This window comes from Clostridium sp. KNHs216 (assembly GCF_006714885.1).
Classification (GTDB): Bacteria; Bacillota; Clostridia; order Oscillospirales; family Acutalibacteraceae; genus Caproiciproducens.
The window spans coordinates 2,211,286-2,229,190 of record NZ_VFMF01000001.1 but is presented as its reverse complement, the minus strand read 5'-3'; the positions used below and the strand labels follow the sequence as shown (position 1 = coordinate 2,229,190).

Below are 17,905 nucleotides of genomic sequence, written 5' to 3'. Positions count from 1 at the left end.
TCCGTTTCGCTTTTCCGCTTAATTTGTTTGATTCCTGTTTTATTATTTTAGCACTTTTATTGAAAAAAAGCCATACCCCTGTAAAAACCGGAGAACATCTTTTGTAATTTCCTCCCCGGGCATCACGACGGGTACGCCCGGCGGGCAGGGACACGCGGCCTGCGCCGCGACTCTGCCCAGCGCGTCTTCCAGCAAAACCGTCTCCGCGGCGGAAAAAACGGCTTCGCGCAGACCGGTTTTTACAGGGGGCAGGGGAGGAAGCTCCGGCGTTCCGGGAAGCGGGGACCGCGCCGGAAGCAAATCGATTGCGTCCTCCAGACGGGCGAAATCGCTTTCCGTATTGAATGGAGTCGCAATGAGCACCACATGGGCGCCGTCGGCGTACTCCGGCTCCACGCCCGCGCCGCGGAAAATCTCCGCCGCCGCGGTGCCCGAAAGGCCGATGGAGGCGGTGTTCAGCGTGATGCGCGTCGGGTCCGACGGGCCGGACGGAAAAGAAAGGCCGTGTTCGAGCGCGGCGAGCCTGACCTTCTGAACGCGCTGCTGCAGGGCGGCGTATTCGCCTTTGTGCGCTTCCAGCCACGCGCGGGCCAGATCGAGCGAAGCCATCACCGCGTAGTTGGGGCTGGTGGAGCCGAAAAGCGCCATGGCATCCTTGGCTCCGTCGGCGAACCGGCTGTCCGCGATGTGGAGCCACGCGCCGCCGGTCAGCACGTTCAGCGTTTTGTGCGCGGAGCAGGCGGTCATGCTCGCGCCGAGGGCGAGCGGATGGAGCACGGGGTCGGTGAACATCAGGTGCGCGCCGTGCGCGTTGTCCACAAGAAGCGGAATATCCGCCTGCCTGCAGGCCCGCGCGATCTCGGGAATGTCCAGAAGCTCCCCGTAATAGTTGGGGCTGGTGACATAGACGGCCTTTGCGTCCGGATTACGTTCCACGGCGGAGACGATTTCCCCGGGCAGTGCCCAGACCGGCTGAATGTCCAGCAGCGCCATGGCGTTGACCGCGCTGCGGTGCAGCACCCGGGAGCAGACGACTTTTCCGCCGTCCGGCGCGGCGAGGCGGAGCATAGCCTGAATGCACAGGGTGCAGCCGCCCGCGGAAATGCAGGTGCGCTCGGCGTGAAACAGCTTTGCGGCCAGACGCTCGGCCTCCAGAATCGGGCCGTCCGCCTCAAACAGGCTGTCCGTGTCCGGCAGCTCCGTAAAATCCAGGGAAAATAGATCCTGCGGCAGAGAGAGGGGGTTGTTTTTATGGCCCGGCGTGTGGAACGAGGCGCGATTGAAATCCCTGTGGTTCACAAGCGCGGTATAAAGCGGAGTCGGCATAGACGGTTTTTCTCCTTTAACTGAAAAACCGCACGGCTCAAGCCGTGCGGTCAGACTGACAACAAAGTCGCGCAACCGCAAAATTGTTTTGCAATTTGCTGCAACCGGATTATTTTCCCTGATAGGTTTTGCTCGGCAAATCTGATTCATAGATGAAATCCGCAACGGTTTTCTGGCATTTTTCAAGATCGGGCACCAGCACGTCCGCGGGGGAACCGCCGATGGAAACCCGCTGAGAGGTATATTCGTTGTTCGCCGGAATGCGGTTCTGGCTGACGGGGTAATTCAAATAGGTCAGTGCGTTCGTCGCCATATTCAGCACTTCGTTTTTTGTCATATTGGTGGTAACAAGGGGAAGAATATCATACAGAGCCTGGTTGATAGTACCGAGGCTGGCTGTTTTGAACTTGTTGACGATGCTGGAAAAAACCTTCCGCTGGCGCTCGGTGCGTTCAAAATCATCGCCGATGGCGCGGATACGGGAATAGTAAAGCGCCTGTTTGCCGCTGAGCAGGAAGGTGCCGGCGGACAGGTTGCGTCTGGAATCGCCGGAGTTCTGGTTGATCAGCTTCGCTTCGCCGGAAGTGATGGTCATGGTCACGCCGCCGAGCTTGTCCACAATTTTGGAGAAGGACGCGTAATCGATCAGTACGAAGCGGTCGATGTCGGTGCCGAAATTCGCTTCAATGGTGGAGACGGAAAGCTGCGGGCCGCCGGAAGCATACGCCACATTGAGGCGCTGGCTGCCGTGGCCGGGAATCGCGACGTACATGTCGCGCATAAAGGAGGTCAGCTTCAGCTTCTTGTGGCGGGAATCGACCGAAACCAACATCATGCTGTCGCTGCGGCCGGGGTCGTTCGGCTGGTAATCATCCACGCCCATGACCAGAATATTGGTGATGGCGTCGTCGTGGTACAGCCCGCCCAGAACGCCCGCCTGCGCGCTGGTATCGCCGCTGGCGGTTCCTTCCTGAAAAATCGGGGCGGTTTCCACCTTGGAAACCGGGTCCTCCAGCGGAACAAAATTGATCCTTCCGAGCATCTGGTCGGCATAAACACAGCCGACGCCGGAAATCAGAAGGACAACACTCAAAAATAAAATCGCTATATTTCGGATGAGAGCTTTTTTACTTTTGCCCTTATTCGGGCTTTTCTTTGTTTTATTCACAACATCAGTCCTCAATCGACATTTTTTAAAATAATAACCGCTATATTATAACCCTTTCAAGAAAAAGAATAGTTTTTTGAAAGAATCATTTTGTGAACAGAATATGGAAGTTCAATCCTGTTCATCCAGTGTCAAAGCGTAGGAAGGCAGGAATTCCTCGACGAAGCAGTCGGCCTCCGGCAGGTGAAGATCGCTTACGGTCCGGCGCAGGGAGGCTTCCGCCTTAATAAATTCGGAATTGCCCATCCCTTTTTCCTCCATGCATTTGATGACGGCGGAAAGCTTGTCCGCGGCTTTGACAAGCGGCAGAAGCTCCCGGTCGCCCTCCTGCGCGGCGGTGAAAACGGATTCGTAGCTTGGCTTCAGGTCGTCCGGCAGAAGGCTCAGAAGCTTTTTCTGCGCGACGGTTTCGACCTCGCGGTAGGCGGAGCGGAGGTTAGGGTTGAAGTATTTGACCGGCGTGGGAAGGTCGCCGGTGATGATTTCCGCTGCGTCATGGTAGAGCGCAAGCAGAGCCGCGCGCTCCGGGCTGACATGGCCGCCGAAGCGCGTGTTGCGCAGCACGGCTAGCGCGTGGGCAATGACCGCGGTTTCAAAGCTGTGTTCGCTCAGGGTTTCGCTGCGGGTGTTGCGCATCAGGCCCCAGCGGCAGATATATTTCATGCGCGACAGCATCGCATAAAAATGAAACATGGTATTTCCCCCTTTGTTTTAATGTTTTACGGACCTGCCGGTCGGGAAGCGGACCATGCGGTCGGCTTTGAAGGAGCTGGCAGGCGAAGGCTGACTGAGGGAGTTTAACCCTTCTTTTCCGTATCCCCCGTCAATGAAAACCGCAGCAGTATCGTATCTCATAGAGACACTTTGGGGATACCTTGGGGGTGCAGGGGGATTTTATGGAACCCTCCCGCCGGGAATTAAAAATCCCCCTGCGCGTACTTTGCCTACTTTCGTACAAGAACCGAAAGTAGGGGCCCGCCCGGCCTGAGGGCAGAGCTAACGATCAACTCCCACTTGCGGTAATGCGGACCATGCGGTCGGCACGCACCTACGGCGTATTCGACGTCCTTCTTTACGACATTATAACCAATATAATAACAAACAGTAAATATTGCAAGAAACAGTCTTGTAATTTTTAAATTCGCTTTGTTCAGACAAAACCGTGTGATATAATATGTTAATCAGGAATATGGGGGCGACAGTTTGACAGGTGTGCTGACCCGCAAAGGGAGACAAAATTATTATTTGAAGGCCCTGCTTTACGGCATGGGAATAGCTTTTCTCTTTTTCATACCTTTTATTATTTTTGATAACGGTTATTTTCTGTTTTACGGCGACTTCAATGTGCAGCAGGTCCCGTTTTACCAGATGTGCCACGACGCGGTGCGCAGCGGCAATATCGGCTGGAGCTGGACAACCGACCTGGGCGCCAATTTCATCGGCTCCTATTCGTTTTACCTGCTGGGCAGCCCGTTTTTCTGGCTGACCATCCCGTTTCCCAGCTGGATGGTGCCGCACCTGATGGGCCCGCTGCTGATTTTGAAATTCGGCTGCGCTTCCCTGACGGGCTTTCTTTATCTGAAAAGGTACGTCAAAAATCCGGACTACGCGGTCATCGGCGGAATGCTGTACGCGTTTTCGGGCTTTTCGGTCTACAATATCTTTTTCAACCACTTTCATGAGGCGATTGTCTTTTTCCCGGTGATGCTCTGGGCGCTGGACGAATATATCTACACCCGGCGGCGCGGCATCTTCGCGGTGACGGTGTTCGCCTGCTGCTTTGTCAATTACTATTTCTTTGTGGGACAAGTCGTGTTTACGCTGATTTACGGGTTTACCCGTCTTTTGACCGGTAACTGGAAAATCACGCTCAGGGATTTCCTGCTGATTATCTGCGAGGCCGTGATCGGCGTCCTGTGCGCCGCCGTCCTGCTGGTGCCGACCATTCTGGCGGTGATTCAGAACCCGCGGGTGGACAACCCGCCCGAGGGCTGGAACGCGCTGCTCTACGACTGGAACCAGCGCTATGTCCACATTTTGGAATGCTTCTTCTTCCCGCCGGATATTCCGGCCCGGCCGAACTTTACCCCGAAGTCGGAAGCGAAATGGGCTTCGCTCGGCGCGTGGCTGCCGCTGTTCAGCATGACCGGAGTCATCGGTTTTTTGCGTATGCACAGGGAGCATTGGCTGAAAAAGCTGCTGGGCATTCTGTTCCTGATGGCCTTTATTCCGATTCTGAATTCCGCGTTCCAGCTTTTCAACGCGTCGTATTACGCGCGCTGGTTCTATATGCTGACCCTGATGATGAGCCTTGCGACGGTGATTTCGCTCGAGAGGGAGTGCATCGACTGGAAAAGCGCCATCAAGTGGACGACCGGCATTACGCTGGGAATCGCGCTGCCCATCGGGCTGATGGTGACCACGACGCAGCAGGACGGGCAAAAGGTGACCTCCTTCGGACTGGAGGATTACCCCACCCGTTTCTGGACTTATGTGGCGATCTCGCTGTTAAGCCTGACCCTGCTGACGATCATTTTTAAATGGTACCGCCGCGATAAAAAGCTGTTTATCCGCCGCTGTATGAGCGGGGTGGCCCTGATTTCCGTTCTGTATTCGCTGTTTTTCATTGCGCTGGGAAAAACCCAGAGCGACGACGCCCACCGGGAGCTGATTCCTTATTCGCTCAACGGCGGAAAGGACATCCAGCTGCCCGACACCAAGAACTGCCGCATCGACGTTTACGACGGCATGGACAATCAGGCCATGTACTGGCAGATTCCGACGATTCAGGCGTTCCACAGCATTGTGCCGGGTTCCATTATGGATTTCTATCCGTCCATCGGCGTCCAGCGCGACGTGGGTTCGCGGCCGGAGGCCAAGTATTACGGCCTGCGCGGGCTGACCAGCTGCCGCTGGCTGTTTGACCCGGTACAGAGCGGCAAGAACTTTGAGGGGGACGAGGGCGAGGATACCCCGGCGATGCCCGGCTGGACGTTCTACGCGGTGCAAAACGGCTTCAATATTTATGAAAACGACTACTATATCCCCATGGGGTTCAGCTACGATTCCTATATTACCCGCGCGGAATACGAACAGGTGGATAAGGAAAGCCGTCACCTGCTCCTGCTGAAAACGCTGGTGCTGGAAAACGACGACGTACAGAAGTACGCCGGGATTCTTCCTCACAACGACGATTTCCAGTCCAGTGAATTTACGCAGAGCGCCTATTTCGAGGACTGCATGAACCGGAAGTCGGAAGCCTGTTCCTCTTTTGAGCGGGACAACAGCGGCTTTACCGCAAAAATCACCGCGGACAAAGAACGGCTCGTGTTTTTCAGCGTCCCCTGGGAAGGCGGCTGGAGCGCGCAGGTCAACGGCAAACCGGCGGAAATCGCCAAGGTAAACGTTGGGTTCATGGCGGTGAAGGTACCGGCCGGGGAGTCGGTCATCCGCTTCGACTACGCGACGCCGGGCCTGAAGCTGGGCGCGGCGATTTCCGCGGGCGGCGCGGTGCTGTATCTGGTATTTTATCTTGTAACCCGGGCGTATGACAAAAGGAAGCCGCGCAAGCGGAAAACGTACCGGATCAAATACGAGGAACTCCCGGCGGAAGAGGTGCGGCCGGCGCCCGAGGCACCGGAAACGACACAATGACGATCTTATCGGAGGAAATTATGCCTACTGTATATTTGGTGATACCCTGCTATAACGAGGAAGAGGTTTTGCCGGAAACGGTGAAACGGCTGACAATCAAAATGAATTCCATGATCAAGGCCGGGCGCGCCGACGAAAAAAGCCGGATGCTCCTTGTGGACGACGGCAGCCGCGACCGCACCTGGGAGATGATCAGCGGGTACTGTGAAGAAAATACGCTGGTCAGCGGGATCAAGCTCGCACACAACCGCGGCCACCAGAACGCGCTTCTGGCGGGGCTGATGACCGCGAAGGAATACTGCGACTGCGCGATCAGTCTGGACGCCGACCTGCAGGACGACATTGAAGTGCTGGACCAGTTTGTGGACAAGTTTACCGACGGCTGCGACGTGGTCTACGGAGTGCGCAACAAGCGCGAGACGGACACGGCTTTTAAGCGCACCACCGCGCAGGGCTTTTATAAATTCATGAAGGTGCTCGGGGTGGACGTCGTCTATAACCACGCGGACTACCGGCTGATGAGCCGCCGCGCGCTGGACGCGCTGAGCGAATACAAAGAGGTCAACCTGTTCCTGCGCGGGATCGTGCCGCTGATCGGCTACCGGAGCGACTACGTGTACTACGACCGGAACGAGCGCTTTGCGGGCGAGTCGAAATATCCGCTGAAAAAAATGCTTTCCTTCGCGCTGGACGGCATCACGTCCTTCAGCGTGAAGCCGCTGAAAATGATTTCCACCCTGGGGGTCATCCTGTCCCTGCTGAGCATTCTGGGACTGATCTACGCGCTGGTTTCGTATTTTATGGGCCTTGCGGTCGCGGGCTGGACGGCGATCGTCTGCTCCATCTGGCTGCTCGGCGGAATCCAGCTGCTGTGTCTCGGCGTGGTGGGCGGCTATGTCGGCAAGATCTACAGCGAAGTCAAGGCAAGGCCGCGTTTCCTGATCGAAGAATTTAAAAAATAGCCCGGATTTTACGGAAAAAGGAAGAATTTTGGCCGGTAAAAAATTGCCCCGGAAATGAACCGGCAATATTACCCGGGAAATTTTCAGGGATATCAGAAAGCGGACAGGTTTTCCTGCCCGCTTGTTATTTTAGAAGAATGCGCGTTTCCCCGGGGTTCAGGCTGATGAGCTTGGCGGAAATGCGCGGGTGCTTGAGCTGTTTGCGCACCATGTCGCGCAGCACCTGGCCGCTGTTGTAGCCGTGGATGACGCGGATTTCCGAAATGCTTTTGTCCGCGCGGGTCAAAAGCTGCTCCAGGCCGCGTTTGGCCTCGCCGGCGGTCATGCCGTGAATATCCACTTCCAGAACGCTGCCGTGTTTTGTCTGAAGCATTGTTTTCCCCACCGTATCTTTCTGTTTCGGCAATCCGGAAAAGCAGAAAGCCGCCTAACAAAAAAGCATCCTTTTATTTAAAAAACGAATGTGATTACAGCGTTTCCAGTTGATTCTGCAACAAGTTTGGGCTTCTCCCCTGCCGCAGGCGGGGAGAAACCTGTTTTGTCTCACAAACTGAAATAGAATTGCTGTAGGATAATATCAGAGTCAGGCTTCGCCTGCCGGCTCCCTCTTGAGGGAGCCAACAAGGAGAAACGACTTTATCGACAGCCTGAAATATTATACAACTGATATTATAACATCAATCTGAAAAAAAGGAAGCGTCCGGAAAGTCAAAAACAGGGATGGACGATCGGGTCCTTTATGCTATAATAAAGAGAACGGGAGGGATTCGGAGTGAAGGTTGTCGATCTGAGAAACGTCTTTGCAAGCTGTAACGACGTGCTGATTGAAATCAGCGATCATTTTATTTATTATGCAGAAGAGAAAAGAGAGGAAGGCCACAACAACCTCTTTATTCTGGAATATAACCGCGTTACGCGCCGTGAGCGGATCATCGCGAACTATTTTCTGAGCAATCCGGCTTTTGTACAGCATTTTTTCAGCTTTCCGGAGGACATTATCGTCGTGATGGAAAGCGGGGAAAGCGATGCCTGGATTTTACGGATCGACAAGCACACGGGCGCGGAAAGAAATATGGCCACGCTGAACTTTATCGGCGGGTTTTCGGACTGCACCGCGCTGGACGAAAGCCATCTGGTGATTTATACCAAAGAGAACGCGCAGCACCGGGCGCTGTTTGAGGACTACAAAAAGCTGACCGGTTTTGAAAAAGTGGCGTATCTTTACGATATTGACGATGAAAAGTACTATTATGTGCGCGACCCGCGCGTCTGTACCGCTGACAGCGCCGGATTGATTCCCTATGAGGCGGACGGGCAAAAACAGCTTCTGGTTTTGCAGCCGCACGGCGACGAGGAGGAAAAGGAGCATTGCTTCCGGAACATCCGCTGGCTGGGCGACAATATCAACGACAACGTTTGGCTTTGCCCGCTGTTCGACTTTATTGTCGCCGTCAAGACCGGGGAAGAGCGCGCCCCGCTGGAGCTGATCCTGAGCGCGGGGACCCCGGGGCTGGTGCGCTTTGCCGGGATGGACGGCGGCAGCCTGTATTTCCGGGTCAAGTATTTTCCGACCGGCGACCAGAGAATCTGCGCTTACGACAAAATGACGGGAAAAAAGTCGATTGTGGCGGAGCTGAACCTGAAGGAGGACGAGGCCCCCGCCATGTTCAGTATCGACGGCAGTGGCGCGCGGGTCTACCGGATTACGGAGGAAGAGGACGGTTACCGGGTGGACGGCGTGCTGAATTCCGAAATCCACACGCGGTACAGCAAGGAGCTGGGAGAGTTTTTCGCCTGTGTGGACGACCGGTTCCTTCTGGCCCGCTATATTCTTGCGGACGACAAGGATTCCTTTGAGTTCAATTCGGTCTTTGACGCGCAGACGGGGACCCAGAAAAGCTATGAGTGCAGCTGCGCCGTACAGGGCGGCACCGTGGTGCTGTATTGACGGGCTAACTCCATCAGTAAGAGCCTTTGGGTTCGGGCCGCGTCTGCCAGCCTCGCTTTTTCGTATCCCCGTCAATGAAAACCACAGGAGTATCGTATCTCATAGAGATACCTTGGGGATACCTGGGGGTGCAGGGGGATTTTATGGAGCACTCCCGCCGGGAATTAAAAATCCCCCTGTGCGTCCTTTGCCTACTTTCGTACAAGATCGGAAGTAGGGGCCCGCCCGGCCTGAGGGCAGGACCATGTGGTCGGCAAGCGCCTACGGCGATGTGTTCAGACAGTTATGTGTGATTGACTCTTTCCGGCCCGAACCCACCCGGCCCGGGCTTTGCCTGCCAGCGGTTTATGGATTTATATTTTTATCTTTAGGATTCAATGGCATGACTTTTGGAAAATCGCTTTGTGCCATATAAATCTCTTCTGTCTCCTTCTGAATATCTTTCAATTCCTCAATTACATTGCTTACTCTATTAAAGAGTTGATAGTACATTTCTTTATAACAATTCATAATTCATCACCCAATTTCATTTTACCGGAATTTCCGGTAAAAATCAACAGTGGATTATTCGGTAAAGCATAATAATTTCGGGTGATGTTTACATGACAGTCTATGAGAGGATTCGGAATTTAAGGGAAGACAGGGATCTGAAACAAAAGGATTTGGCCGGGCTGCTTTCCATTGGGCAGACAACCTATTCGGATTATGAATTGGGGAAGCTGGGTGTTCCCATATCGGTTCTGGTTCAGCTGGCGGAGTATTACGGAACCAGCATAGATTATCTTGTCGGTCTGACGGACGTCGAAACGCCGTATCCAAGAAGAAAACAGAAGGAATAACCTCACATGAAAAGGGCACAGACAGAAGCTTCTGTCTGTGCCCTTGTTTTGTTTTGGCTGGTTATTTGGACGATGCGGCGCTTGCCGTTGAGGCAGCCGCCGAAGAGGCCGGAGCGGAAGATGCCGCAGCCGCGGAAGATGCTGCCGCCGCGGAGGAGGTCTTTGTCTCAAACATGGAAGGCTTATAGGAATCGATCGCCTTCTGGTTCAGCGTAACGTTGGTGTACGCCGCCGCTTCCTTTTCGATTTCGTCGGAGTATTCCTGACCCTTCAGCTGGGCCAGAATGGAGCTGCGGGTGCTTTCGGTACCGAGCTGCTCGGCGGTTTTTTTGGTGATGTCGTTCTTCATCGCGACCAGATAGGTGCCGGAGATTTCCGCCGCCTTGACCTCGCCCGGCTTCATCGAAGAGAAGAGGGAAAGGAAATCCGCCGGGAAACCGGAATTGCTGTCCAGAATTTCGGTGCCGGACTGAAGCTGGTCGGTCGTCTGTTTGGAAGAGGTTTTATAGGCGTCGGCAGCCTGCTGCATGGTCATTTTTCCGGATTTGATGTCCGCCGCGTAGCCGTTGAACTCTTTTTCCAGCGCGGCCTGCTCGGCTTCCGTGATCATCACCGTGCTGCCGTTGGCGTCGGTGTTGTAAAGCGGCTTGAGGAAATAGGAAAAGTCGGTATAGTTCTTCTCAAAATAGGCTTTCAGGTCGGCGTCGGAAACTTCCTTTTTGCCGCCCTTGCCGTAGAGGGCCGTAAACACCTTCTGATATTTGGTGTAATAGTCCGAATACGCAAGATTGAACGAACTCTTTGAGATACCGTATTTTTCAAGGGTGGAGCTTGCCTGCGCCCACTGGGAATCCGTGCTGGAGCTGATGGACTTCGTTTCGTCCGCGGTCAGGGAAAGGCCGAGCTCTTTCATTTTATCGTTCATCACAAAGAGCATCTTTGTGGAATTCAGCGCTTTTTCTTTAATATAGGCTTCCGCGTCCTTGCCGTCGATCTTCTGCTCCAGGAGCGGCTTCGACGAGTCCGTCGCCAGGGACTGCGCATTCTGGTAAGCATAATACAGATTATAGATATATACTCCGATGGGAGCGGTCAGGCTGTCGTTTTTCATCGCCCAGCTTTTGTCGCTTTTACACGCGGTCATGCCTGCTATCATGGCAACGGCCAGCACTGCGGCGACCACCTTTTTCGACTTCTTTAACATAACTACCTCCATGCGCTTGTGCGCAGCCAAAATTTGAACAGGTGCCGGGCCTCGTCTGTCAACAAGACCTGATTCAAGTTTCACCAGATTATTATACTCTTATCCATCCGGCTTGTCCAGTGCGCCGCCCGGCGATTTTGTGAAGGTTGTGTGAAACCTTGATGGAAAACCGGTGAGTTTTTGCGCGGTATGACGTTATTTGCGGATCGTGTTGAGAATTTCGGTCAAAGTGTCCAGCGGGGTGGCGCCCGGAAGGATCTTGACGCTGATGTACGGCTTCGCTCCGGCGTTCAGCATCACGCGGGAACGCATGGAGGAAATGAGGGAACCGACCTGCTTCATGTCGATGTTTGTCTTATAAAGGAGCAGAACGTCGTTCTGCTGTTTGATCTCATAAATCCCCAGCTGGGAGGCAAGATTGCGCAGAAGAGCGACCTCGATCAGGCCGTTTACGCTCTCCGGCGGGTCGCCGAAGCGGTCGATCAGCTCGTCGGTCACGTCGAGCGCGTCCTCGCGGGTGCGGATGTCCGCGATGCGGCGGTAAATTTCCAGCCGCTGGCTGAGGTTGGAAATGTAGCTTTCCGGAATATGCGCCTGAATCTGCATATCCACAAGGCATTCCCGGTCGTACTCGGGCGGTGTTTCGCCCTTCTCGCGGCTGATCGCCTCCGCCAGCAGGTGCAGGTACATGTCGTAGCCGACGGCTTCCATATGGCCGTGCTGTTCGCCGCCCAGAATGTTCCCCGCGCCGCGAATTTCAAGGTCGCGCATGGCGATTTTGAAGCCGGAGCCGAATTCCGTGAACTCGCGGATGGCGGAAAGCCGCTTCTGGGCGATTTCTGTCAGCACCTTGTTGGGCGTAAAGGTCAGGTAAGCGTAGGCGCGGCGGCTGGACCGCCCCACACGGCCCCGGATCTGATGGAGCTGGGAAAGGCCCATCCGGTCCGCGCTTTCGATAATCAGCGTGTTGGCGTTGGGCACGTCCACGCCGGTTTCAATGATCGTCGTGCAGACGAGCACGTCGATTTCGTGCTCGATCAGGCGCCGCCAGACCTCGGAAAGCTCCTGCTCGTTCATTTTGCCGTGGCCGAAGCCGATGCGCGCCTCCGGAATCTGCGCCTGCAGGCGGGCGGCGGTGCGCTCAATGGTGGCGACGTCGTTGTGCAGGTAGTAAACCTGCCCTCCGCGCCGCAGCTCGCGCCGGATGGCTTCGTTGATCAGGCCGCTGTCGTGCTCCAGCACATAGGTCTGCACCGGGTGGCGGTCGTGCGGCGCTTCCTCGATCAGGCTCATGTCGCGGATGCCGGACAGCGCCATGTTCAGCGTGCGCGGAATCGGCGTGGCCGAAAGGGTGAGGACGTCCACATTTTTACACAGCGCCTTGAGCTTTTCCTTCTGCGCGACGCCGAAGCGCTGTTCCTCGTCGATGATGACCAGTCCCAGATCGTGGAATTTTACGTCCTTGGAAACAAGGCGGTGCGTGCCGACCACCATGTCGACCTCCCCGCGCTTCAAACGCCGCAGGATTTCCTCCTGCTGCTTGGGCGTGCGGAAGCGGGAAAGCAGCTCGATCCGGACCGGAAAGCCCTCCATGCGCTTGGTGATGGTCTGGAAGTGCTGCCACGCGAGGATGGTGGTGGGCACGAGCATGGCGCACTGCTTGGAGTCCGTAACGCACTTGAACGCGGCGCGCAGGGCGACCTCCGTTTTCCCGAAGCCCACGTCCCCGCACAGAAGCCGGTCCATGGGGGCCTCCCGCTCCATATCGCTCTTGATCTCGTCGATACAGCGGAGCTGGGCCTCCGTTTCGTCGTATTCAAAATGCGCTTCAAAGTCGCGCTGCCACTCGTTGTCCTGCGGGAAGGCGTGTCCCTGTGCCTGCATGCGTTCGGCGTAGAGCTTCATCAGCTCCTTCGCCATATCCTTAACCGCCGCGCGGACCCTCGCCTTGGCCTTCTGCCATTCCGCGCCGCCCAGGCGGTGCAGCTTGACGGTCGCGTCCTCGCGCGGGCCGATGTATTTGGAAACCATGTCCAGCTGTGTGACAGGAACGTACAGGGTGTCGTTTCTGGCATACCGCAGCTTGATATAATCCTTGACAATGCCGTGCATGTCGAGCTTGTGGATGCCCTCGAACACGCCGATACCGTGGGAAGCGTGCACCACGTAGTCGCCGGGGGTCAGCTCCGCAAGGCTGTAGATTTCCTGACTGTTCTTGCTGCGCTTGGCCTTTTTGGCGGGCGCGGTGATCAGGCGGCCGTGAGTAATCAGGCCGAAAAACGCGCCGGGGTATTCCAGCCCGGCGGAAAGCGCCCCGGTGGTGACCACAACGGTCCCGCGCTGGACGGTTTCCGGGTTTTCCACGTAACCCGCGGGCAGCCCGGCCGCCTGCAGGTCGGCGGCGGTGGTCCGCGCGCTGCGCTCGCTTCCGGCGAGCACCACACAGGCCCACTTGGTCGCCATCATATTCTGTACGTCTTCGCTCAGAAGCTGGGTGCTGCCGCCCCAGACGGAAAGCTGCCGCGCGGTCATCCCGATCAGGGTGCGCACCGGCGTCTCGTAGCTGCCGCGCACAAAGGTGTCCAGATAGACCGCGCCGCGCCGCTCGCACAGATCGAGCGCGTACGGCCAGTCCCCGCTGAAGGTATCCAGCCCGCGGCAGAGCGTGCCCTCCTGCAGAAGGTCCTTGACGTCCTCGCCCCACTGCCAAAGCGTGCTGCGCATCCGCTCCTTGGACTTGACCGGCTCGCTGACAAACAGCAGGGTGCCGGGTTCCATATAGTCGAACAGGGTCGCCGTGGCGCTGTACAGCAGGGAGATATATTTATCCGCGCATCCGATGCGGACGCCGTTTTCCAGCTTTTCCGCCTGCTCCGTCAAAACGGTCCTGGCGGCGGGCGCTGTCTTTCCGCGCAGGGTGGACGCGTGTTTCATGATCTTGTCCGCGAGAAGCCCCGGGTTGTCGATCAGCGCTTCCACCGCGGGAGCGATGACGAGCTGCTCCGCGGTTTCCGTGCGGCGCTGGGTTTCCAGGTCGAACAAGGAAATCGTGTCGATTTCGTCGCCCCAGAACTCCACGCGCGCCGGGTTGGGCGCGTCCGGGGTAAAGATGTCCAGGATACCGCCGCGCTGGGAGAACTGGCCCGTGCCGTCCACCTGAACGGCGCGTTCGTACCCGCAGGCGGTCAGGGCGGCAAGCACCTGCGCCATAGAGACGGTATCACCCGCCTTCAGCGTGACGGTGCGCTTTTTCAGCTCGGCGGGGGGGATGGTGTACTGGAGCGCCGCGTCCATGCAGCAGACGACCGCGTCGCACGCGCCGTTCAGCGTCTGCTCCAGCACCTGCAGGCGCTGATGCTCGTACTCGTGGCTGCTGCCCGCGGTGTCGCGGAAATTGAAGTCGCGCACGGGGTAAAACAGCGGCTTCATGCCCATGGCGGCAAGGTCGTCGCACAGGCGCTGGGCCTCGTTTTCGTCACCGGCAACAACAAAAGCCCTGCGTTTTGATTTTACGCAGAGCGAGTAGATGATATTTGCTTTATGGATTCCGGAAAGCCCGGTCACTGCCGCCGGCAGCGCAGAGGTTTTGACGGCGGCTTCAAGCTCCTGAAACTCCTTGAGGCCGCTGATTGCATTGGTGAGAAATTTCATGAAATCTCCCTTATTCTGAAGGAATCGGAAAATCACGCTTTTCCATTCTTTTCATTGCTTCTTTATTATATGCGTTCGTTAGGAATTATATTTGTTCATCGCTTCGGCGGCGTCTCCCCGCACCATCAGCTCCACAGAGGAGCTGGCGTGGTCAATCGCCTCGTACAGCGCCTTTCTGTCCGCTTCCGTAAATTTGGAAAGCACCCAGTCGGCAAGGTCCCACTGGGGGTTCGGCTTTGCGCCCGTGCCGAGCTTGATGCGCGGGAAGTGGTCGCTCCCGCTCAGGTAGATGATGTTTTTCATGCCGTTCTGTCCGCCGTCGCTGCCCTTCATGCGGATGCGCATACGGCCCGGCTCCAGCGAAACGTCGTCGAAAAGGACGATCACCTTTTCCGGGGGCAGCTTGTAAAAGGCCATGGCCTCGGTGACGCTCTGGCCGCTCAGGTTCATATAGGTGGAGGGCTTGAGCAGAAGCACCTTTTTCCCGCCGATCACGGCGGTGCCGGTCAGCCCCTTGAACCGGATGCGGTCGACCCGCGCCCCGGCTTTCTCCGCAATATAGTCAAGCGCCATAAAGCCCGCGTTGTGGCGCGTGCCCTCGTATTTGCCGCCGGGGTTGCCCAGACCGGCGACAATGTATTCGACCGGGCCGGCCGGCTCGGCGCTTCTTGCAAAGATGTTTTTAAACATGTTCCGTAACCTCGATCTGATAAAAAACGGGCTTCTCCCATCTATTTCCATAATCTTCCGTTATTTTACAATTTCTATTGCACTAAGGGAAGAAACGCGCTATAATCGGTTTGTAAGGCACAATAAAAAGTGCAGAGCAGGAACGGGGTGCACCACCACCCCGCCCCCTGCATACGGAGAACGAGCCTCCATACGCAACCGAATAATCGGCGCACTGCGGATATTATTATACCGCCTCTTTGCAGTTTTGTACAGGGGTGATTTGTATCCGTTTGCACCTGACGGCGTTGTATATGGATGAAGTCATCCGTGTACGGCGTTTTTTTGTGCCCTGCCGCAGGAAGGCCGGCGGTGAGGGTCCCCCGAATGGCTTTTCCCCGCCGGTCCTTTTTGTGTCAAATTTTAAGAACTTGCTAAAAATTTTTTATTATTTCCTTCGTTGATGCGCCAATAAAGGCGCAGGGGGGAACTCCTTTCGTCGCGCCGGGCGCGACACCTCCCTCACGGAGGGAGGCAGGGGTTCGCTCTCTTTAGGCTCCCTCTTGAGGGAGCCGGCAGGCGCAGCTTGACTGAGGGAGTCTAATTAAGAAACCCTGCTGAAAAAGAATACAACTCGGCCTCGTTTTTGAAGGGGCCACCACTTGGTGGGGAGTTTAACATATGCTTGGCCGGGGGGAGTTCCCCCATTCCCCCCGGAACCATGCGGTCGGCAGGCGGACCTGCCGGTCGGGAAGCGCCTATGGCGATGCTTCCAATCGGCTTACGTAAAATCAGGAGTGGATTGCTCCGAGACTCCCTCCGTCGCGGCGGGCGCGCCACCTCCCTCACGGAGGGAGGCAGGGGCTCGGGCCCCTTCTCCGAGAAATTTTAATACTCGTTTCCGTTCCCCGTCAATGAAAACCATGCAGGTTTCGTATTTCATAAAGACACTTTGGGGATACCTGGGGGTGCAGGGGGATTTTATGGAACCCTCCCGCCGGGAATCCAAAATCCCCCTGCGCGTCCTTTGCCTACTTTCGGACAAACGCGAAAGTAGGGGCCCGCCCGGCCTGAGGGCAAAGCTGACGAGCAACTCCTACTTGCGGTGATGCACTAATGAAGCAGGTGGAGACTCCTTCCGTCGCGGACCTGCGATAGGCAAGCGGACCATGCGGTCGGCGGCGCTTTCAGTCGGCTTACGTTAAATCGAAGTCTGATGCTCCGAAACTCCTTCCGACGCGCCGGGCGCGCCACCTCCCTCATGGAGGGAGGCAAAGGTTCGGCCCCTTCCCCGAGGGGGGCTGCCGTGAAGTGGCTGAGGGAGTCTAATAGAAACCCAACTGAAAAAGATTATAACTTGGCCCCAATTTTTGAAGGGGCCGCCACTTGGTGGGGGAATTTAACATATGCCGGGGGAGGCCGTCCCTCCCTCCGGTGCCCCGCCCGATTCAGGGCAGGGGAAAGCAATATGGCGGGATAGATTGCTCTACCCCACCTGATACTGCATTTTCATTCCTTTATCAGACAAACATGGGAGAAACGGGCTTGTCTTCGTAAATCCTCTCGATTGCCTCCGCGAACAGCGGGGCGACGGGCAGAATCGTAAAGTTGTCCAGATGCTTTTCGGGAGCGAGGGGGATGGTGTCGAGCAGGACGAGCTCTTTGATGGGGCTTTCCTTAATGCGCTCGATGGCCGGGCCGGAAAGGACCGCGTGGGTCGCGCAGGCGTTGACTTCCTTTGCGCCCTTGTCCATGATGGCGCAGGCCGCGTTGCAGAGGGTCCCGGCGGTGTCGATCATATCGTCGACGAGCACGACCTTCTTGCCCTTTACGTCGCCGATGATGTTCATGACCTCGCACACGTTGGCCTTTTGGCGGCGCTTGTCCACAATCGCGAGCGGGCAGCCGATGCGGGCGGCGAAATTGCGCGCGCGGGTAACGGAGCCCAGGTCGGGGGACACGATCACGTAATCGTCGGTTTCGTCGCCGATGCGCTCTTTCAGGAAAGAGGAAAGAATCGGCGCGCCGAGAAGATGATCCACGGGGATATTGAAGAAGCCCTGAATCTGGGGTGCGTGAAGATCCATGGTCAGCACGCGGTCCGCACCGGCGGTGGTGATCAGATCGGCGCAGAGTTTTGCCGAAATCGGGTCGCGGGCTTTTGCCTTGCGGTCCTGACGGGCGTAGCCGAAGTATGGCATGACGGCGGTGATGCGCGCCGCGGAAGCGCGTTTCATCGCGTCGACCATAATGAGCAGCTCCATCAGGTTGTTGTTGACCGGCGCACAGGTCGACTGGACAATAAAGCAGTCGGAACCGCGGACCGATTCAAAAAGAGATAGGGAAATTTCACCGTCGCTGAAGGTGGAAACCTCGCTCTTGCCCATCGGAAGGCCCAGACACTCCGAAATCTGTTTTGCTACACGCTGGCTGGCGTTGGCAGCAAAAATCTTGATATCCTTGCCATGAAAGTTCATTTGCATA

At 56.3% G+C, this 17,905-nt stretch carries 13 protein-coding genes; 4 read left to right on the top strand and 9 right to left on the bottom strand.

All coding sequences use genetic code 11. The annotated features are described in order from the left end of the window. Positions 1-42: 42 nt before the first annotated feature. The 3 genes from LY85_RS10815 to yfbR all read right to left on the bottom strand — a co-directional run bounded on the left by LY85_RS10815 (position 43) and on the right by yfbR (position 3,187). A complete protein-coding gene (locus LY85_RS10815; protein WP_141826647.1) occupies positions 43-1,326 on the bottom strand; it encodes a PLP-dependent transferase in 1,284 nt (427 codons plus the stop codon). A 109-nt stretch (positions 1,327-1,435) separates the two neighbouring features. Continuing rightward, the gene (locus LY85_RS10810; protein WP_141826646.1) at positions 1,436-2,494 is read right to left on the bottom strand and encodes an LCP family protein; all 1,059 of its coding nucleotides are present in this window, start codon (positions 2,492-2,494) and stop codon (positions 1,436-1,438) included. A 111-nt stretch (positions 2,495-2,605) separates the two neighbouring features. After that, positions 2,606-3,187, bottom strand: coding sequence for a 5'-deoxynucleotidase (yfbR, locus tag LY85_RS10805; RefSeq protein WP_141826645.1), 582 nt, complete (start codon positions 3,185-3,187; stop codon positions 2,606-2,608). A gap of 519 nt (positions 3,188-3,706) precedes the next feature. Between yfbR and LY85_RS10800 the strand changes: the two genes are divergently transcribed. Together LY85_RS10800 and LY85_RS10795 are read left to right on the top strand one after the other, a co-directional pair. Continuing rightward, positions 3,707-6,148 carry a YfhO family protein gene (locus LY85_RS10800; RefSeq protein ID WP_243122654.1) on the top strand — a complete coding sequence of 814 codons (2,442 nt, stop codon included), beginning with the start codon at positions 3,707-3,709 and terminating at the stop codon, positions 6,146-6,148. A 17-nt stretch (positions 6,149-6,165) separates the two neighbouring features. Next, entirely contained in the window at positions 6,166-7,110 is a 945-nt protein-coding gene (locus LY85_RS10795; protein WP_170949953.1) for a glycosyltransferase family 2 protein, read from the top strand. Between the two features lie 124 nt (positions 7,111-7,234). Here LY85_RS10795 and LY85_RS10790 read toward each other — a convergent pair whose 3' ends face one another. Further along, positions 7,235-7,483 (bottom strand): Smr/MutS family protein, encoded by a 249-nt coding sequence (locus LY85_RS10790; RefSeq protein ID WP_141826644.1) that lies wholly within the window; start codon positions 7,481-7,483, stop codon positions 7,235-7,237. 399 nt (positions 7,484-7,882) lie between these two features. Here LY85_RS10790 and LY85_RS10785 point away from each other — a divergent pair, with 399 nt between their 5' ends. After that, the gene (locus tag LY85_RS10785; RefSeq protein WP_141826643.1) at positions 7,883-9,058 is read left to right on the top strand and encodes a hypothetical protein; all 1,176 of its coding nucleotides are present in this window, start codon (positions 7,883-7,885) and stop codon (positions 9,056-9,058) included. A 345-nt stretch (positions 9,059-9,403) separates the two neighbouring features. Here the strand turns inward: LY85_RS10785 and LY85_RS19300 are convergent, their stop codons facing one another. Continuing rightward, positions 9,404-9,568, bottom strand: a complete 165-nt coding sequence (locus LY85_RS19300) for a hypothetical protein (RefSeq protein WP_185741189.1) — start codon at positions 9,566-9,568, stop codon at positions 9,404-9,406. A gap of 92 nt (positions 9,569-9,660) precedes the next feature. On the opposite strand from LY85_RS19300, the gene LY85_RS10780 reads away from it, so the two are divergent. Then, on the top strand, positions 9,661-9,897 hold the full coding sequence (locus LY85_RS10780; RefSeq protein ID WP_141826642.1) for a helix-turn-helix transcriptional regulator: 237 nt from the start codon (positions 9,661-9,663) through the stop codon (positions 9,895-9,897). Between the two features lie 61 nt (positions 9,898-9,958). On the opposite strand, the gene LY85_RS10775 is transcribed toward LY85_RS10780, so the two are convergent. The 4 genes from LY85_RS10775 to LY85_RS10760 all read right to left on the bottom strand — a co-directional run bounded on the left by LY85_RS10775 (position 9,959) and on the right by LY85_RS10760 (position 17,898). Then, the gene (locus LY85_RS10775) at positions 9,959-11,101 is read right to left on the bottom strand and encodes a peptidylprolyl isomerase (protein ID WP_141826641.1); all 1,143 of its coding nucleotides are present in this window, start codon (positions 11,099-11,101) and stop codon (positions 9,959-9,961) included. A 195-nt stretch (positions 11,102-11,296) separates the two neighbouring features. Further along, positions 11,297-14,752, bottom strand: coding sequence for a transcription-repair coupling factor (gene mfd / locus LY85_RS10770; protein WP_141826640.1), 3,456 nt, complete (start codon positions 14,750-14,752; stop codon positions 11,297-11,299). Positions 14,753-14,830: 78 nt separating this feature from the next. Further along, on the bottom strand, positions 14,831-15,442 hold the full coding sequence (gene pth, locus LY85_RS10765; RefSeq protein WP_141826639.1) for an aminoacyl-tRNA hydrolase: 612 nt from the start codon (positions 15,440-15,442) through the stop codon (positions 14,831-14,833). 1,499 nt (positions 15,443-16,941) lie between these two features. After that, a complete protein-coding gene (locus tag LY85_RS10760; RefSeq protein WP_038326125.1) occupies positions 16,942-17,898 on the bottom strand; it encodes a ribose-phosphate pyrophosphokinase in 957 nt (318 codons plus the stop codon). Between the last annotated feature and the right edge of the window lie 7 nt (positions 17,899-17,905).